The organism is Tenacibaculum sp., assembly GCF_050290165.1.
Classification (GTDB): domain Bacteria; phylum Bacteroidota; class Bacteroidia; order Flavobacteriales; family Flavobacteriaceae; genus Polaribacter.
Genome location: NZ_JBNKHD010000002.1, coordinates 271417 through 286369 on the forward strand (window position 1 = coordinate 271417; position 14953 = coordinate 286369).

14 protein-coding genes are annotated in these 14953 nt (G+C 31.6%); 4 read left to right on the plus strand and 10 right to left on the minus strand.

Annotated elements, in window-relative coordinates:
* Positions 1 to 40: 40 nt before the first annotated feature.
* The 8 genes from ACQY6M_RS03265 to ACQY6M_RS03300 all read right to left on the minus strand — a co-directional run bounded on the left by ACQY6M_RS03265 (position 41) and on the right by ACQY6M_RS03300 (position 10147).
* Positions 41 to 3010, minus strand: a complete 2970-nt coding sequence (locus tag ACQY6M_RS03265; protein ID WP_428740381.1) for a M16 family metallopeptidase — start codon at positions 3008 to 3010, stop codon at positions 41 to 43.
* 110 nt (positions 3011 to 3120) lie between these two features.
* Positions 3121 to 3993, minus strand: a complete 873-nt coding sequence (gene sucD, locus ACQY6M_RS03270; protein WP_133536204.1) for a succinate--CoA ligase subunit alpha — start codon at positions 3991 to 3993, stop codon at positions 3121 to 3123.
* A gap of 74 nt (positions 3994 to 4067) precedes the next feature.
* Complete coding sequence (locus tag ACQY6M_RS03275; RefSeq protein WP_428740382.1) at positions 4068 to 4988, minus strand: UDP-3-O-(3-hydroxymyristoyl)glucosamine N-acyltransferase; 921 nt, start codon at positions 4986 to 4988, stop codon at positions 4068 to 4070.
* Positions 4989 to 5027: 39 nt separating this feature from the next.
* A complete protein-coding gene (gene efp, locus ACQY6M_RS03280) occupies positions 5028 to 5594 on the minus strand; it encodes an elongation factor P (RefSeq protein ID WP_428740383.1) in 567 nt (188 codons plus the stop codon).
* A gap of 50 nt (positions 5595 to 5644) precedes the next feature.
* Positions 5645 to 6430 carry an acyl-ACP--UDP-N-acetylglucosamine O-acyltransferase gene (lpxA, locus tag ACQY6M_RS03285; RefSeq protein WP_428740384.1) on the minus strand — a complete coding sequence of 262 codons (786 nt, stop codon included), beginning with the start codon at positions 6428 to 6430 and terminating at the stop codon, positions 5645 to 5647.
* 1 nt (position 6431) lies between these two features.
* On the minus strand, positions 6432 to 7823 hold the full coding sequence (locus ACQY6M_RS03290; protein ID WP_428740385.1) for a bifunctional UDP-3-O-[3-hydroxymyristoyl] N-acetylglucosamine deacetylase/3-hydroxyacyl-ACP dehydratase: 1392 nt from the start codon (positions 7821 to 7823) through the stop codon (positions 6432 to 6434).
* The gene (lpxD, locus tag ACQY6M_RS03295) at positions 7816 to 8856 is read right to left on the minus strand and encodes a UDP-3-O-(3-hydroxymyristoyl)glucosamine N-acyltransferase (protein WP_428740386.1); all 1041 of its coding nucleotides are present in this window, start codon (positions 8854 to 8856) and stop codon (positions 7816 to 7818) included. The genes ACQY6M_RS03290 and lpxD overlap by 8 nt, the downstream gene beginning before the upstream one ends.
* Before the next feature lie 64 nt (positions 8857 to 8920).
* Positions 8921 to 10147 (minus strand): HD domain-containing protein, encoded by a 1227-nt coding sequence (locus tag ACQY6M_RS03300; protein ID WP_428740387.1) that lies wholly within the window; start codon positions 10145 to 10147, stop codon positions 8921 to 8923.
* A 158-nt stretch (positions 10148 to 10305) separates the two neighbouring features.
* Here ACQY6M_RS03300 and ACQY6M_RS03305 point away from each other — a divergent pair, with 158 nt between their 5' ends.
* From ACQY6M_RS03305 to ACQY6M_RS03320, 4 genes are read left to right on the plus strand one after another with little or no spacing between them, the layout of a single operon-like run.
* Positions 10306 to 11853, plus strand: a complete 1548-nt coding sequence (locus tag ACQY6M_RS03305; RefSeq protein ID WP_428740615.1) for a response regulator — start codon at positions 10306 to 10308, stop codon at positions 11851 to 11853.
* A 50-nt stretch (positions 11854 to 11903) separates the two neighbouring features.
* Positions 11904 to 12311, plus strand: a complete 408-nt coding sequence (gene tsaE, locus ACQY6M_RS03310) for a tRNA (adenosine(37)-N6)-threonylcarbamoyltransferase complex ATPase subunit type 1 TsaE (RefSeq protein WP_428740388.1) — start codon at positions 11904 to 11906, stop codon at positions 12309 to 12311.
* 9 nt (positions 12312 to 12320) lie between these two features.
* Positions 12321 to 13517, plus strand: coding sequence for an alanine dehydrogenase (locus ACQY6M_RS03315; RefSeq protein WP_428740389.1), 1197 nt, complete (start codon positions 12321 to 12323; stop codon positions 13515 to 13517).
* A gap of 37 nt (positions 13518 to 13554) precedes the next feature.
* Positions 13555 to 13929, plus strand: a complete 375-nt coding sequence (locus ACQY6M_RS03320; RefSeq protein WP_428740390.1) for a DUF4258 domain-containing protein — start codon at positions 13555 to 13557, stop codon at positions 13927 to 13929.
* Between the two features lie 3 nt (positions 13930 to 13932).
* On the opposite strand, the gene ACQY6M_RS03325 is transcribed toward ACQY6M_RS03320, so the two are convergent.
* Positions 13933 to 14523: a YdeI/OmpD-associated family protein gene (locus ACQY6M_RS03325; RefSeq protein ID WP_428740391.1), complete on the minus strand. Its 591-nt coding sequence runs from the start codon at positions 14521 to 14523 to the stop codon at positions 13933 to 13935.
* Complete coding sequence (locus ACQY6M_RS03330) at positions 14523 to 14948, minus strand: VOC family protein (protein WP_428740392.1); 426 nt, start codon at positions 14946 to 14948, stop codon at positions 14523 to 14525. Before ACQY6M_RS03330 ends, ACQY6M_RS03325 begins: the two co-directional genes overlap by 1 nt.
* Positions 14949 to 14953: the final 5 nt, after the last annotated feature.

Sequence of the window (14953 nt, forward strand, 5' to 3'; positions counted from 1 at the left end):
CTTTAACAGGATTTTATATCGATTAAACTTTTAATTCTTTTTAAGATTTGATTTTCTTCTCATTAACATAGTTAAATAAGTAGTCTACATCTAGCTCCTTTATTTTCCCTAATTTTTGTAATGATTTTACATCTAAATCTTTTTTGTTTCCAATAACCATTACATTATATGTCTCTCCTTTTACATTTTTATCAAAAAATGCTTTCAAATCTTCTATAGTCATACCTTTAATGGTATTGTACATTTCCTCTCTATTATCATTATCAATTCCTAACTTTTTTAATCTTTCATAAGACCAAAAGATGTTAGACTTTGTAATTCTTTGAGCAGCTATTTTCTTTAATGTAGCTTCTTTAGCTGCATTAAATTGTTCTTCAGCCTCTGGCATGTTATTCATTAAATCCATCATTGCATCAACAGCTTGCTCTAACTTATTTGCCTGAGTACCAATATAAGCCATTACATAATTAGGATCTTCTTTTTCTTTTGCATTATTATAAGCTGCGAAAGCTGAATAAGCTAAAGATTTAGATTCACGAATTTCTTGAAAAACTATTGATGATAATCCACTACCAAAATATGTGTTAAATAATGTTGAAGCTGCTAAATTTTCTGGTTTGAAAGGCTCACCTTTAGCTAAAAATAACATTTCAGTTTGTACCATATCATAATCAGTATAAAAAACATTTCCACCAGTATTCGTTTCTACATACTCTTTTGCTTCTGGATAATCTTTTAATTCTCCATAAATTTTATGATGATTATTTAATGCTGCAACCGCTGCTTCTACATCTTTACCATAATAGAAAATACGTTGCTTATAGTTTTTCATTCCTTTGATGATATTTATAAGCTCTTCCGGGTTAATAGCTTTTAACTCATCAACTTGCATAATATCTCTTAAACGAGAATTTTCTCCATACTTTCCGTAGCTATATAGTCCATTCCAAAGAATATTTCCTTTTTGAGTTTTCCCATCTTGACGACCTTTATAAATTTTTTCAACATATTTGTCATATGCTTCTTGGTCAGCTTTTGCATTATCCCATAAATGTTCTAGCAACTCTAATCCTTTAGGTAAATTCTCCTTTAAACCACGTAAACCTACATAAGTTTTATCATCTTGGGCACTTACATAATAGTCTACACCTAATTTGTAAAACTCTTTTTTGATCTCCTCAGCAGAATATTTATCTGTTCCTATATATTCTAAATAACCAGCAGCAAGACTTAACTTTTTGTCGTTGTCTTTACCCATGTCAAAAATAATATTCAAATCAAATAGATCGTTATTCTCATTTAATACATAAGAAACTGTAATATTATTAGCCGTTTTAGTTTCTTTTATAGCAGTTTTATAATCAATAAATTTTGGCTGCAAAGGTGCTGACTTTACCTCATTAAAAGCTTTTACATATTCAGAACTGTTGCCTCTATTTAAATTTACAGGAGTTATCCCTGGATTTTGAACTTTTACTATATTCTTATCTTCACCTTTTCGTTTGTAAACGACAACGTAATTATTTTGATAAAACTTATTAGCAAAATCAACTAACTCTTGTTTAGATATTTTCTTCAAATCATCTAAAAACTTCACCTTATCTTTCCAATTCTCATGGTGAATAAATGCATTAAAATATGCACCAGCTAAGGCTGTATTGTTTTCGTACTGACGTGTTTGACTTAATTTTAAGTCATTAACAACTGCTTCTATCATCCATTCATCAAACTCTCCTTTCTTCAATTTTTCTACTTGTTCTAATAACAAATCTTTAACTTCATCTAAAGTTTGACCTGATTTTGGGGTTCCTGTAAAAGTATGGTAACCGTAGTCATTTAAAAAAGTTGGTGAACAACCTGCACTTTGTACTGCTTGCTTTTGATTTAAATTTAAATCAATTAATCCTGCATTACCATTAGCCATGATCATATCGCAAAGTGTAACAAATTTTTCTTCTTCTGTACTAACTCCTTGAGATCTATATGCTATGGAAATTGATTCAGAAGTTGGTCCAAAAACTTCTTTTACAATCGGTTCTGTAATTGGTTCTTCTTTTGGTAATATTGGGTGAACCAATTCTTTCTTTTCAAACTTCCCAAAAGTCTCGTTAATTTTTTTAATAGTAGCATCAAAATCTAAATCTCCTACTAATACTATTGCCATATTATTTGGCACATAATATTTATCAAAATAGTTATGAATATCCACCATTGAAGGATTCTTTAGGTGTTCAGCAGTACCTATTGTAGTTTGTTGGCCATAAGGATGGTTTGGAAATAATCCTTCCAACATTGCTGCATATTTCTTACGCCAATCGTTATCTTGACCTCTATTAAACTCTTCGAAAACAGCTTCTAATTCTGTATGAAATAAACGTAATACTAACGTACTAAAGCGCTCATTCTCTAAGTCTAACCACTTGTTTAATTCGTTTGCTGGAATTTTGTTTTTATATATAGTTTCTTCAAACCAAGTATGTGCATTTGTACCTGTAGCTCCTAATGAAGCAGTCATTTTATCATACTCATTAGCTACAGAATAGTTAGAAGCTTCTAAAGATACTTTGTCTATTTCTTTATAGATTGCTAACTTTTTATTTGGATCTTCCTCTGCTCTATGTTGTTCGTATAAATCGGAAATTTTAGTTAAGTATTCTTTTTCTTTTTCCCAATCTAAAGTTCCTATTTTATGGGTTCCTTTAAATACCATATGCTCTAAATAATGAGCTAGACCAGTAGAATTTTTAGGATCGTAATTTGAACCTGCTCTAACAGCTATATATGTTTGAATTTTAGGCTCATCTGTATTTTTGCTTAAATACACATTAAGCCCATTTTCTAATGTATATAAACGTAAACCTGTAGGGTCATTTGTTACGGTTTCATAACTGAAACCATTTACATCTTTGTTTTGTTCTGTCTTTACCTCTTTTTCTGAAGTTGTTGTTTGCTTACAACTTATACTAGCTATAAGCAACATGCTAATACATAGCAACTTAATTGTTTTCATAAATAATTTGGTTTTGATTAAAATAAAAATCCATCGAATTTACAAATTCGATGGATTTTACAATAAAATAATATGAAATTTTAACAGTTAATGCTAAAATATTTTTCTTCTTATGCTAAAACCTTAGCTACCATTTCTCCAATTTTAGCAGGAGACTCTACAACGTGTACTCCATTTTCTGCTAAAATCTTCATTTTTGCTTGCGCTGTATCATCAGCACCACCAACAATAGCACCTGCATGTCCCATTGTTCTACCTGCTGGAGCAGTTTGACCTGCAATAAAACCAACAACTGGTTTTCTGTTTCCATCTGCTTTAATCCAACGAGCAGCTTCAGCTTCTAAGTTACCTCCAATTTCACCAATCATAACGATTGCTTCAGTTTCATCGTCATTCATTAATAACTCAACAGCTTCTTTAGTAGTAGTTCCAATAATTGGATCTCCACCAATACCAATGGCTGTAGTAATTCCGAATCCTTGTTTTACAACTTGATCCGCAGCTTCATAAGTTAAAGTTCCTGATTTAGAAACAATACCTACTTTACCTTTCTTGAAAATAAATCCTGGCATAATACCAACTTTAGCTTCTTCTGGAGTAATTACACCTGGACAATTAGGTCCAACTAAAGTACAATCTAACTGATCAATGTAAGCTTTTACCTTTACCATATCAGCAGTAGGAATTCCTTCAGTGATACAGATAATTACTTTGATTCCAGCTTCAGCAGCTTCCATAATTGCATCAGCAGCAAATGCTGGTGGTACAAAAATAATAGAAGTGTCAGCTCCAGCTTTTTCAACAGCATCTGCTACTGTATTGAATACTGGCTTTCCTAAGTGCTCTTGACCTCCTTTACCTGGAGTTACTCCTCCAACAACATTGGTACCGTAGTCAATCATTTGACCAGCATGGAAAGTTCCTTCACTTCCTGTAAAACCTTGAACTATAATTTTTGAATCTTTATTTACTAAAACACTCATTGGTTTGCTTTTTATTTATTTTTTAAGACAGACAAAAATAATCTTTTAATTGAGTTTTCACAATTTATTTAAGGTTACTTTTTGTCTTGATTTGTTGCATTTTTTAAATAGATGACTTCTCTTAGTGTTTGGCGGTATTCTCTTTGTGGAGTTCCAAAATATACTCCTTTTTTTAACGATTTAGTAACCCCGGTTTGTGCCATTAAAACAGTTCCTTTTTCAATGGTTAATCCACTGATAATACCTACTTGCCCCCAAATTGTCACTTCATCTTCTATCACTGTACAACCTGCAATACCAGTTTGGGCTGCTATTAAACATTTTTTACCAATAACCGTATCGTGACCTATGTGAACTTGATTATCTATTTTAGATCCTTGACCTATTAATGTATCTCCAGTTACACCTCTATCAATTGTACAAGAAGCTCCTAAATCTACATTATCTTCAAGTACTACTCTTCCTCCAGAAATTAGTTTATCAAAACCTTCGGGTCTGTTTTTATAATAGAAAGCATCTGCTCCTAAAACCGTATTTGCATGAATAGTTACATTATCTCCTAGTATACAGTTATTATTGATTGACACATTCGCATGTATTAAACAATTTTTACCAATGGTTACGTTTTCTCCTATGAAAACGTTTGGTTGTATAACAGTGTTTTCTCCTATAATAGCAGATTCTGCTATACTACTTTTAGAAGCTATAAATGGGTTAAAATGTTTTGTTAATTTATTAAAATCTCTAAAAGGATCGTCTGAAATTAATAAAGACTTTCCTTCTGGACACTCTACTTTCTTATTAATCAAAATAGTAGTTGCAGCAGAATTTAATGCTTTATCGTAATATTTTGGATGATCAACAAAAACGATATCTCCATTTTCTACCACATGAATTTCGTTGATTCCTGTAATAGGAAAATCGTTAGCTCCAATAAATTCTACATCTAATAAAGCTGCTATTTGCTCTAAAGTTTGAGGCTGTTTAAATTTCATCTTTAAAAAGAAATTCCCGCTAAAGCGGGAATATTAAGTTTATTCTTTGATACGCTCTGTATATGCGCCTTTTTCTGTATCTATCTTAATCTTGTCTCCTTCATTAATAAATAAAGGAACATTGATTCTAGCTCCTGTTTCAACAGTTGCTGGTTTTGTAGCATTAGTTGCAGTGTTACCTTTAACACCTGGCTCTGTATGAGTTACTTCTAATATAACATGCGATGGCATCTCTACAGATAATGGCATATTATCTTCAGTATTAATTAAAACAGTTACAACTTCTCCTTCTTTCATTAAATCTGGAGCGTCCAATACTGATTTTTGAAGTGTAATTTGATTATAATCTTCAGTATTCATAAAGTGATACACATCTCCTTCTGGATATAAATATTGAAATTTATGTGTTTCAACACGAACGTCTTCTATTTTATGCCCTGCAGAAAACGTATTATCTAAAATTTTCCCTGTGGTAACACTTTTTAATTTTGTACGCACAAAAGCTGGACCTTTACCAGGTTTTACATGTAAAAACTCAATAACTTTATAGATATCGTGATTAAATTTTATACACAATCCTTTTTTAATATCTGATGTTGTTGCCATTTATTTGATCTTTATATATTGCGCTATTTTAGCCAGTGCAATTTTAATAATTAATTTGATTTAAAATATCCTTTCATTATTCCGCGATGTGAATCTTTGATAAACTGGATAATCTCATCACGCTCTGATGTTGCTTCCATCTCAGCCTCAATAATGTCTATCGCTTGAGAGTTGTTATAATTTTTTTGGAATAAAATTCGATATATATCTTGAACTTCTCTAATCTTTTCAGTAGTAAAACCTCTTCTACGTAATCCTACAGAATTAATACCTACGTATGATAATGGCTCTCTAGCTGCCTTAACAAATGGAGGTACATCTTTACGAACTAAAGATCCTCCAGTAACAAAAGCATGATTTCCTACTGAGGCAAACTGGTGTACTGCTACCATACCCGCTAACACCACATTATCTCCTATTGTAACATGTCCTGCTAACGTTGAATTATTGGAGAAGATACAATTATCACCCACTTTACAATCGTGAGCTATGTGACAATATGCCATAATTAAGCAATTATCACCAATAACTGTTCTCATTCTATCAGAAGTACCTCTGTTGATAGTAACACATTCTCTAATTGTTACATTATCTCCAATTTCTACAGTAGTTTCTTCGTCATTGAATTTTAAATCTTGAGGAATTGCAGAAATAACTGCTCCTGGAAAAATTCGACAGTTTTTACCGATGCGCGCACCTTCCATAATTGTTACATTGGAACCAATCCAAGTTCCTGAACCAATCTCAACATTTGCATGAATGGTTGTAAAAGGTTCGATAACTACATTACGAGCTATTTTTGCTTGAGGGTGTACGTACGCAAGTGGTTGATTCATATTATTTTACTTTTGAAATTTGAGCCATTAATTCTGCTTCACATACCAATTTTCCGTTTGCATAAGCATACGCTTGCATATGAGCAATACCTCTTCTTATAGGTGTAATTAATTCACTCTTAAATATTAAGGTGTCTCCTGGTAATACTTTTTGTTTAAACTTAACATTATCCATTTTCATGAAATATGTTAAATAATTTTCTGGATCTGGAACAGTATTTAACACTAAAACTCCTCCACATTGCGCCATAGCCTCTACTTGTAAAACTCCAGGCATTACAGGTGCTCCAGGAAAATGTCCTACAAAGAAATTTTCATTCATAGTAACATTTTTCATTCCTACCACGTGTTTATCAGACAACTCTATAATTCTATCAATTAGTAAAAACGGAGGTCTATGAGGTAAGATATCCATTATTTTATGAATATCCATCAAAGGTGGTTGATTCAAATCATAAGAAGGAATATTATTTCTTTTTTCCTTTTTAATGATTTTCGCTAACTTTTTTGCAAATGCAGTATTTACTGAGTGACCAGGTTTATTTGCTATTACCTTACCTTTAATACGAATTCCTGTTAAAGCTAAATCTCCAACAACGTCTAATAATTTATGACGTGCAGCTTCATTAGCCCAATGCAATGTTAAATTATCTAACACTCCATTAGGTTTTACAGTAATATTATCTTTGTTAAAGGCTTTTTTAAGCTTTTGCATTGTACTATCTGATAATTCTTTATCAACATACACAATTGCATTATTTAAGTCTCCTCCTTTAATTAAATCGTTTTCAAGTAACATTTCAATTTCATGTAAAAAACTAAATGTTCTTGCCGCTGATATTTCTTCTTTAAAATCTGAAATAGTATTTAATGTGGCGTTTTGAGTTCCTAGAATTTTAGTTCCAAAATCTACCATAGTAGTAATTTGGTACTCATCTGCAGGCATTAAAATAATCTCACTTCCAGTAACTTCATCTTTATAAGAGATTACTTCTTTTACAACATACTCCTCTATTTCTGCTTCTTGCTCTACAATACCTGCTTTCTCAAGAGCTTCAACAAAAAACTTAGAAGAACCATCCATAATTGGTGGTTCTGAAGCATTAATTTCAATAAGTAAATTATCAATATCTAAACCTACGGCAGCTGCTAGTACATGTTCTGAAGTTTGTATTTGAACTCCATTTTTTTCAAGGTTTGTTCCTCTTTGTGTATTTGTTACATACTCAGCTTTTGCTTCTATTACTGGTTCACCTTCTAAATCAACACGTTTAAAAGCAAATCCGTGATTTTCTGGCGCTGGTTTAAAAACCATAGTAACTTCATTACCAGTATGTAATCCTACACCTGATAATGTAACTTCATTTTGTATTGTTTTTTGGTTCTTACTCATCATTCATTTTTTGAGCATTCAACTCTTTTTCTATTTTATGTATTGTAGATACTAACTTTGGTAAGTTTTTAAAATGCACATACGATTTACTATAATCAGAATATCCAAATGCTGGAGATCCTTGTACCACTTCATTATCTTTTAAACTCTTCCCTATACCTGATTGAGCTTGGATTTTTACGTTGTCTCCAATGGTTATATGTCCAACAATCCCTACCTGTCCTCCAATCATACAGTTTTCACCTATTCTAGTTGAACCAGCGATTCCTGTTTGAGAAGCAATTACAGTATTCTTACCTATCTCAACATTATGAGCTATTTGAATTTGATTATCTAACTTTACTCCTTTACGGATAATAGTTGATCCTAAAGTTGCTCTGTCAATCGTTGAATTAGATCCAACATCTACATTATCTTCTATAATAACATTTCCTATTTGTGGAATTGCCTTGTATTCTCCATTTTCATCAGGAGCAAAACCAAAGCCATCAGCTCCAATTACTGTTCCAGAATGAATTTTACAATTCTTTCCAATAACAGTTTCTGAATATATTTTTACACCTGCAAAAACAACAGAATTGTCACCTATAGTAACATTATCTCCTATGTAAGAATTTGGATAAATCTTTACATTATTGCCTAATACTACATTTTCTCCTATATAAGCATAAGCACCTATATATTCATTATCTCCTATTGTAACAGAATCTGCTATAAAATGAGGGTTTTCTCTCCCTACTTTATTATTCTTAACTTCATTATAAAACTCTAATAACTTTGAAAATGATTTATACGCATTCTCTACCTTAATTAAAGTTGTTGCTATTTCCTTTTCAGGAACAAAGCTCTTATTAACAATAGCAACCGAAGCCTCTGTTGTATATATATAGGGGTTGTACTTAGGGTTTGACAAAAAGGTTAAAGAACCTTTTGTGCCTTCCTCTATCTTAGAAAGTTTTGATACTTCAGCATTTGGATCTCCTACAATCTCTCCTTCTAAAATATCGGCTATTTGTTTTGCTGTGAATTTCATTAAGTGCAAAAGTAATTATTTTTGTTTAATTACCATTTTGTTAACGTTTGTTTTCAAAAACAAACTACATTATTTTTTTAGGATAGCACAAAAAATATTTCACTACAGGTTTTGTCAATGCTTTGAGGTTCAGTTGATCTGACGCTTTAGCTATATCTTTTAATTTACCTTTTTTATTAAGAATTTTTATAGGTTTATCAGTATTATATGCTTGGTGTTTTACTCTATCTGAAAAAACAAAATACTCTACTTCTTTTTCATCAATATTCAATAAATCTTTAATTTTTTTGCACTTTTTATTAATATATTCATCTGAAAATGATTCTTCTTGAATTTCTACCTTTAAAAGATGTCTATCAATAATCATTTCTGCTAATTCAGAAAGCACCAAATCTTCATGATTTTTCCATTCTTTTATTGCAGAAAGAACATCATAATCATCTAACTCAGAAAACACTTGAAGTGTTTTTTTAGAAAAGTTTTCTTGTGTTATAGGATTGTATAAAAAATATTTCAAAGCTGTACTTGCTGGTAATTCAACACCTTTCATTGCTAGTTCCTTGGCTCTTTTTAGCACATTAACTAAAATATTTTCAGCAACCAAGCCTGTTTTATGCAAGTAAACCTGCCAATACATTAAACGACGTGCGATGATAAACTTTTCTACCGAATAAATCCCTTTTTGCTCAATAACCAACTCATCATCAACCACATTCATCATTGCTATTAAACGGTCCGAAGATATATTACCTTCTGCAACACCTGTATAAAAGCTATCTCTTTTTAAGTAGTCTAATCTGTCAATATCCAATTGACTAGAAATCAACTGATACAAAAACGTTCTGTGATACTTTCCTTCAAATACTTGAATAGCTAAAGTCAACTTTCCATTAAATTCCTCATTTAATGCTTTCATAAATTTCAGCGAAATTTCTTCATGTGTAATCCCGTTAACTATACTGTGCTCTAATGCATGTGAATAAGCTCCGTGTCCTATGTCATGCAACAAAATTGCTATATATAAAGCATTAGCCTCCTCCTCAGAAATTTCAACATTTTTCATTCGTAATACCCTTACAGCTTTTTGCATCAGATGCATACAGCCTATGGCATGATGAAAACGTGTGTGATTAGCTCCTGGGTATACTAAATTTGACAGCCCCATTTGAGTTACTCTACGTAATCTTTGAAAATATGGATGTTCTATAATGTCAAAAATTAATGAGTTAGGAATAGAGATAAATCCATAAATTGGATCGTTTATAATCTTCAATTTGTTTGTTTTGGGCATCTGTAAATAGTATGAATCCTTGAATTTTAAACAAAAAAATCATAATTTATCTACAAAACCAAATTAACTAGAACTTAATTAACGTATTTTTAGCTTTTAGAAACACAACAAAACTACTTTTAAGCGTTATTCTAAGTAGAATTTATATAAAAATTATGATGAGAAACATACATATTTTGTGGGTTGATGATGAAATAGATTTACTAAAACCTCATATTATTTTTTTAGAAAAAAAAGACTACTCAGTAACAACTTGTACTAATGGTGCTGACGCCATTGATTTAGTTGAACAGAATAATTTTGATATTGTTTTTTTAGATGAAAACATGCCTGGTATAACAGGATTGGAAACCTTATCTGCTATCAAACAAAAAAATGCAAATCTTCCTGTGGTTATGATCACCAAAAGTGAAGAAGAGTATATTATGGAAGAAGCTATTGGATCTAAAATTGCAGACTATCTTATTAAACCTGTAAACCCAAATCAAATTTTACTTAGTTTAAAAAAGAATTTAGATCATTCTCGTTTAATATCTGAAAAAACCACCTCCAATTACCAACAGGAATTCAGAAAACTTTCGATGGACTTAGCCATGGTAAATTCTTATGAAGAATGGAGTGAATTATACAAAAGATTAGTTCATTGGGAGCTTGAATTAGAAGACATTAATGATCCTGGTATGCTTGAGATTCTAGAATCTCAAAAATCTGAAGCGAATTCTCAGTTTTTCAAATTCGTAAAGAAAAAATACCAAAATTGGTTAACTGGTGATGATAAACCTACTTTTTCTCACACCCTATTTAAAGATTATATTATTCCTAATCTCTCAAAAGAACAAGGAGTTTTATGGGTAATAATTGATAATCTACGTTACGACCAATATCGAGTTTTAGAACCTTTCATCAATAACTATTATAAAAAAGAAGAAGAGCATTCTTATTACAGTATTTTACCAACTGCCACACAATATGCCCGAAATGCAATATTTTCCGGACTCATGCCTTCTGAAATGGAAATGAGATATCCTAATTATTGGAAAAATGACACAGATGAAGGAGGCAAAAATTTATTTGAAGCAGAATTTTTAGATTCTCAAATTAAACGATTAGGATTAAACATTAAACACGAGTATCATAAGATTATTTCGTTAAAAAGCGGAAAAGACTTAGCTGATAATTATAATAGCACAAAACAAAATGATTTGACGGCGGTTGTCTATAATTTTGTGGACATGCTTTCGCATGCAAAAACCGAAATGGAGGTTATTAAAGAACTAGCTGGAGATGACAAAGCATATCGCTCATTAACTGTAAGTTGGTTTAAAAACTCCCCTTTATATGAAATCATTCAAAAAGCACAAAAACTAGGACAAAAGTTAATTATTACAACCGATCATGGTACTATAAATTGTAAGCATCCAACTAAAGTAATTGGTGATAAAAATATTAGCTCTAACCTTCGATATAAGACTGGTAAAAGTTTAAGTTACGAAGATAAAGACGTGTATGCTGTTAAAAATCCAAAAGAGATATTCTTACCTTCGGTTGCAATAAATAGTCCTTTTATTTTCACAAAAGAAGATTTATTTTTTGCCTATCCAAACAACTATAATCATTTTGTAAAATACTACAAAAACACCTATCAACATGGTGGAATATCGTTAGAAGAAATGATTATTCCTTGTGCTGTTTATAATCCGAAGTAAGCTAAAAGTAATTTTTATTAACAAACATTTCTTCTTTATTTTTGCTTTCTATGAACAAGAACTATTCACTCAACGAATTAACCGCAGTAGCAAAAGAAATTATTGCCATTGCCCCTCATAAAATATTGCTTTTTTATGGAGAAATGGGAGTTGGAAAAACTACATTGATTAAAGAAATATGTAAAGTTTTGGGAGTAGAAGATGTTGCTAGCTCTCCTACCTTTTCTTTAGTTAATGAATATAGAACCAACACAAATGAAACTGTTTATCATTTTGATTTTTACCGTATAAATGATGAAGAAGAAGCCTATGACATGGGGATAGAAGATTATTTATATAGCGATAATTGGTGTTTAGTTGAATGGCCCGAAAATGTTAAAAATTTATTACCTTTAGATGTTGTTGCTATATCAATTAACTCGCTTGAAAACGGGCAACGAAATATTCAATTAAAATAAACTAACTAAATGGGGTCTATCTCACCTTTTACCAAAGAGCAGTTAATGCCACAAACCGAAATGCTTGAGATTAAAAAGCAAAAAGGAGAACTGCTTATCGGCTTACCTAAAGAAACGCACTTTGAAGAAAAACGAATTAGTTTAACTCCTGACGCTGTTGCTGCTTTAGTAGCACATGGTCACAGAGTGGTTATCGAAACTGGTGCTGGTGATGGAGCCAATTATAGTGACAAAGAATATTCCGATGCAGGAGCTAAAATATCCTACGATGTAAAAGAAGCTTTTGCTTGTAGTATTGTATTAAAAGTTGAACCTCCTTCTTTGGAAGAAATTCAAATGTTAAATCCTCAAACGGTTTTAATTTCTGCATTACAGATCAAAACTCAAGATAAAAAATATTTTGAAGCACTTGCTAAAAGACGAATTACAGCAATTGCGTTTGATTATATAAAAGATGAGCATGGAGTATATCCTATTGTAAAATCGTTAAGTGAAATTGCTGGTATAGCCTCTATGCATATCGCTGCTGAACTAATGACTGCTTCTTATGGTGGTAATGGTTTATTATTAGGTAATATTGGTGGAGTTCCTCCGAGCGACGTAGTTATTATAGGTGCAGGTACTGTGGGTGAATTTGCTGCTAGATCTGCTATTGGTTTAGGTGCTAGAGTTAAAGTTTTTGACAATTCAATAACTAAATTAAGAAAACTTCAAAGCTGCATATCGTCTCCTATATATACCTCTACTATTCAACCTAAAACTTTACTAAAGGCTTTAATGCGTTGTGATGTTGCTATAGGTGCCATTAGAGGCAAAGACCGCTCTCCTATCGTTGTTACCGAAGAAATGATTGAACAAATGAAAGACGGTGCTGTTATTGTTGATGTTAGTATAGATAGAGGTGGTTGCTTTGAAACTTCAAAAATTACCACTCATAGCAAACCTACTTTTACTAATCACGGAGTCATCCATTATTGCGTACCAAATATTCCTTCTAGATATTCACGAACAGCATCTGTATCAATCAGTAATATTTTCACCCCATATTTGATAGAGATAGCTGAAGAGGGAGGTTTTGAAAATGCAGCTCGTTTTGACAAAAGTTTGCGCAACGGAATGTATTTTTACCATGGAATCTTGACTAGCAAAGCGGTAGCAGACTGGTTTGACCTTCCTTATAGAGATATTAATTTATTAATTTTATAAGTATCATTTTCTTACTTTTGCTTTTCAATTTTAAATTATGCAGTGGTTAAAACGTTTTGGATATTACTTAGTAGGGCTAGCTTTAGGAACTATCGTTGTTCTTTTTATTTGGAAAGGTAAAGATGTTTCTTTTGATTATGGGATGGACGCTAGAACCCTAAAAACCATAAGAATTAAAAAACGTTTGTTTTCTGATACAGCACAGCAAGTATTAGTTAGTTCTAAGATTGACACAAGTACTATTTCCACAATTTTAACTCACGGTGATGTGAATTTTGGAAAGAGCAAACCACGTGTAAAACCTTGTGCTGAATATTATATTACCGGAAAAGACAGCTTAAAACATATAAGTTTATATGTTATACGATGTGATTCTACAGCTACTATTGATAAAATAACAATAACTAATTAGCAGTTAGTTTTTGTATTTATCGTACAAGCCTGCTCCATTTATAATCATTGGAGTTATTTTTTCTATTCTTTTTTGTTTGGTAGCTTCTCTTTTTGCTTCGGAAATATAATTGGTAAATTCTCTTTTTTTACTGAGGGTAAATCGTTCAAAAGCTTCTTTTAACCTCCCATTTTCATCTAACAACTTCTGAAGTTCATTAGGTATAATCAGTGGTTTTACATTTTTTTGAGGTTTTAATTCTTTCCCTTCTTCAGAATTTTTAATAGCTTCTAGCACATATTTTTTCACCAAATCTGATTGAATACTTTCTAATTTAGGAAATCTCCACTGACGCATTGCTTGTGTCTTACCTTCTTGAGCATTAATCAGTACTTTTTCGTCATCATTTAAAAAACAGCCCTGAAAAAACCAAAGTCCACAATAATCTTTAAAAGCCGATAATCCTACAATATTTTTACCTTTGTAAACATATACTGGTGAGCCCCATTTAATGACTTCTTCTAGAGGTAATTCTAATAAAACAGAACGCAAGAGGTTTAACTCTTGCGTCCATATTTTTTTATCATTTATGTATTCCGTTACTTTAGAATTCATTATGCTATTGATTCCTCTAACGAAACCATCCAATTTACACCAAACTTATCTCGTAACATTCCAAATTTGCCTCCCCAAAAAGCTTCTTCAAAAGGCATCATTACAAAAGCTCCTTTAGAAAGTCCATTAAAAACTGATAGCGCTTGCTCTTCATCTTCCGTATTTATACTAACAGCAAAGTTATTCCCTTTATTAAACGCTTCTTTTTCATTAAAAAAATCGGAAGCCATAATTGAAAGGTTTCCTGCTTCTAACGTACAGTGCATTATTAATTCTTTAGCCTCTTCAGGTATATTTTTACACACCTCTTCTGGAGCATCTTTAAATTGCATTAACATGGTTATTTCACCACCTAATACATCTGCATAAAAAGTCATAGCTTCTTTACAGTTTCCATTAAAATGTAAATACGTACTTGCTTGCATATCGT

Coding starts and splice junctions, on each gene's coding strand:
- ACQY6M_RS03330 (WP_428740392.1), bottom strand. CDS start 14,948: ATGCAAGCAAGTACGTATTTACATTTTAATGGAAACTGTAAAGAAGCT.
- ACQY6M_RS03300 (WP_428740387.1), bottom strand. CDS start 10,147: ATGCCCAAAACAAACAAATTGAAGATTATAAACGATCCAATTTATGGA.
- sucD (WP_133536204.1), bottom strand. CDS start 3,993: ATGAGTGTTTTAGTAAATAAAGATTCAAAAATTATAGTTCAAGGTTTT.
- ACQY6M_RS03315 (WP_428740389.1), top strand. CDS start 12,321: ATGGGGTCTATCTCACCTTTTACCAAAGAGCAGTTAATGCCACAAACC.
- ACQY6M_RS03320 (WP_428740390.1), top strand. CDS start 13,555: ATGCAGTGGTTAAAACGTTTTGGATATTACTTAGTAGGGCTAGCTTTA.
- lpxD (WP_428740386.1), bottom strand. CDS start 8,856: ATGAAATTCACAGCAAAACAAATAGCCGATATTTTAGAAGGAGAGATT.
- ACQY6M_RS03275 (WP_428740382.1), bottom strand. CDS start 4,988: ATGAAATTTAAACAGCCTCAAACTTTAGAGCAAATAGCAGCTTTATTA.
- tsaE (WP_428740388.1), top strand. CDS start 11,904: ATGAACAAGAACTATTCACTCAACGAATTAACCGCAGTAGCAAAAGAA.
- lpxA (WP_428740384.1), bottom strand. CDS start 6,430: ATGAATCAACCACTTGCGTACGTACACCCTCAAGCAAAAATAGCTCGT.
- ACQY6M_RS03325 (WP_428740391.1), bottom strand. CDS start 14,523: ATGAATTCTAAAGTAACGGAATACATAAATGATAAAAAAATATGGACG.
- ACQY6M_RS03290 (WP_428740385.1), bottom strand. CDS start 7,823: ATGAGTAAGAACCAAAAAACAATACAAAATGAAGTTACATTATCAGGT.
- efp (WP_428740383.1), bottom strand. CDS start 5,594: ATGGCAACAACATCAGATATTAAAAAAGGATTGTGTATAAAATTTAAT.
- ACQY6M_RS03305 (WP_428740615.1), top strand. CDS start 10,306: ATGAGAAACATACATATTTTGTGGGTTGATGATGAAATAGATTTACTA.
- ACQY6M_RS03265 (WP_428740381.1), bottom strand. CDS start 3,010: ATGAAAACAATTAAGTTGCTATGTATTAGCATGTTGCTTATAGCTAGT.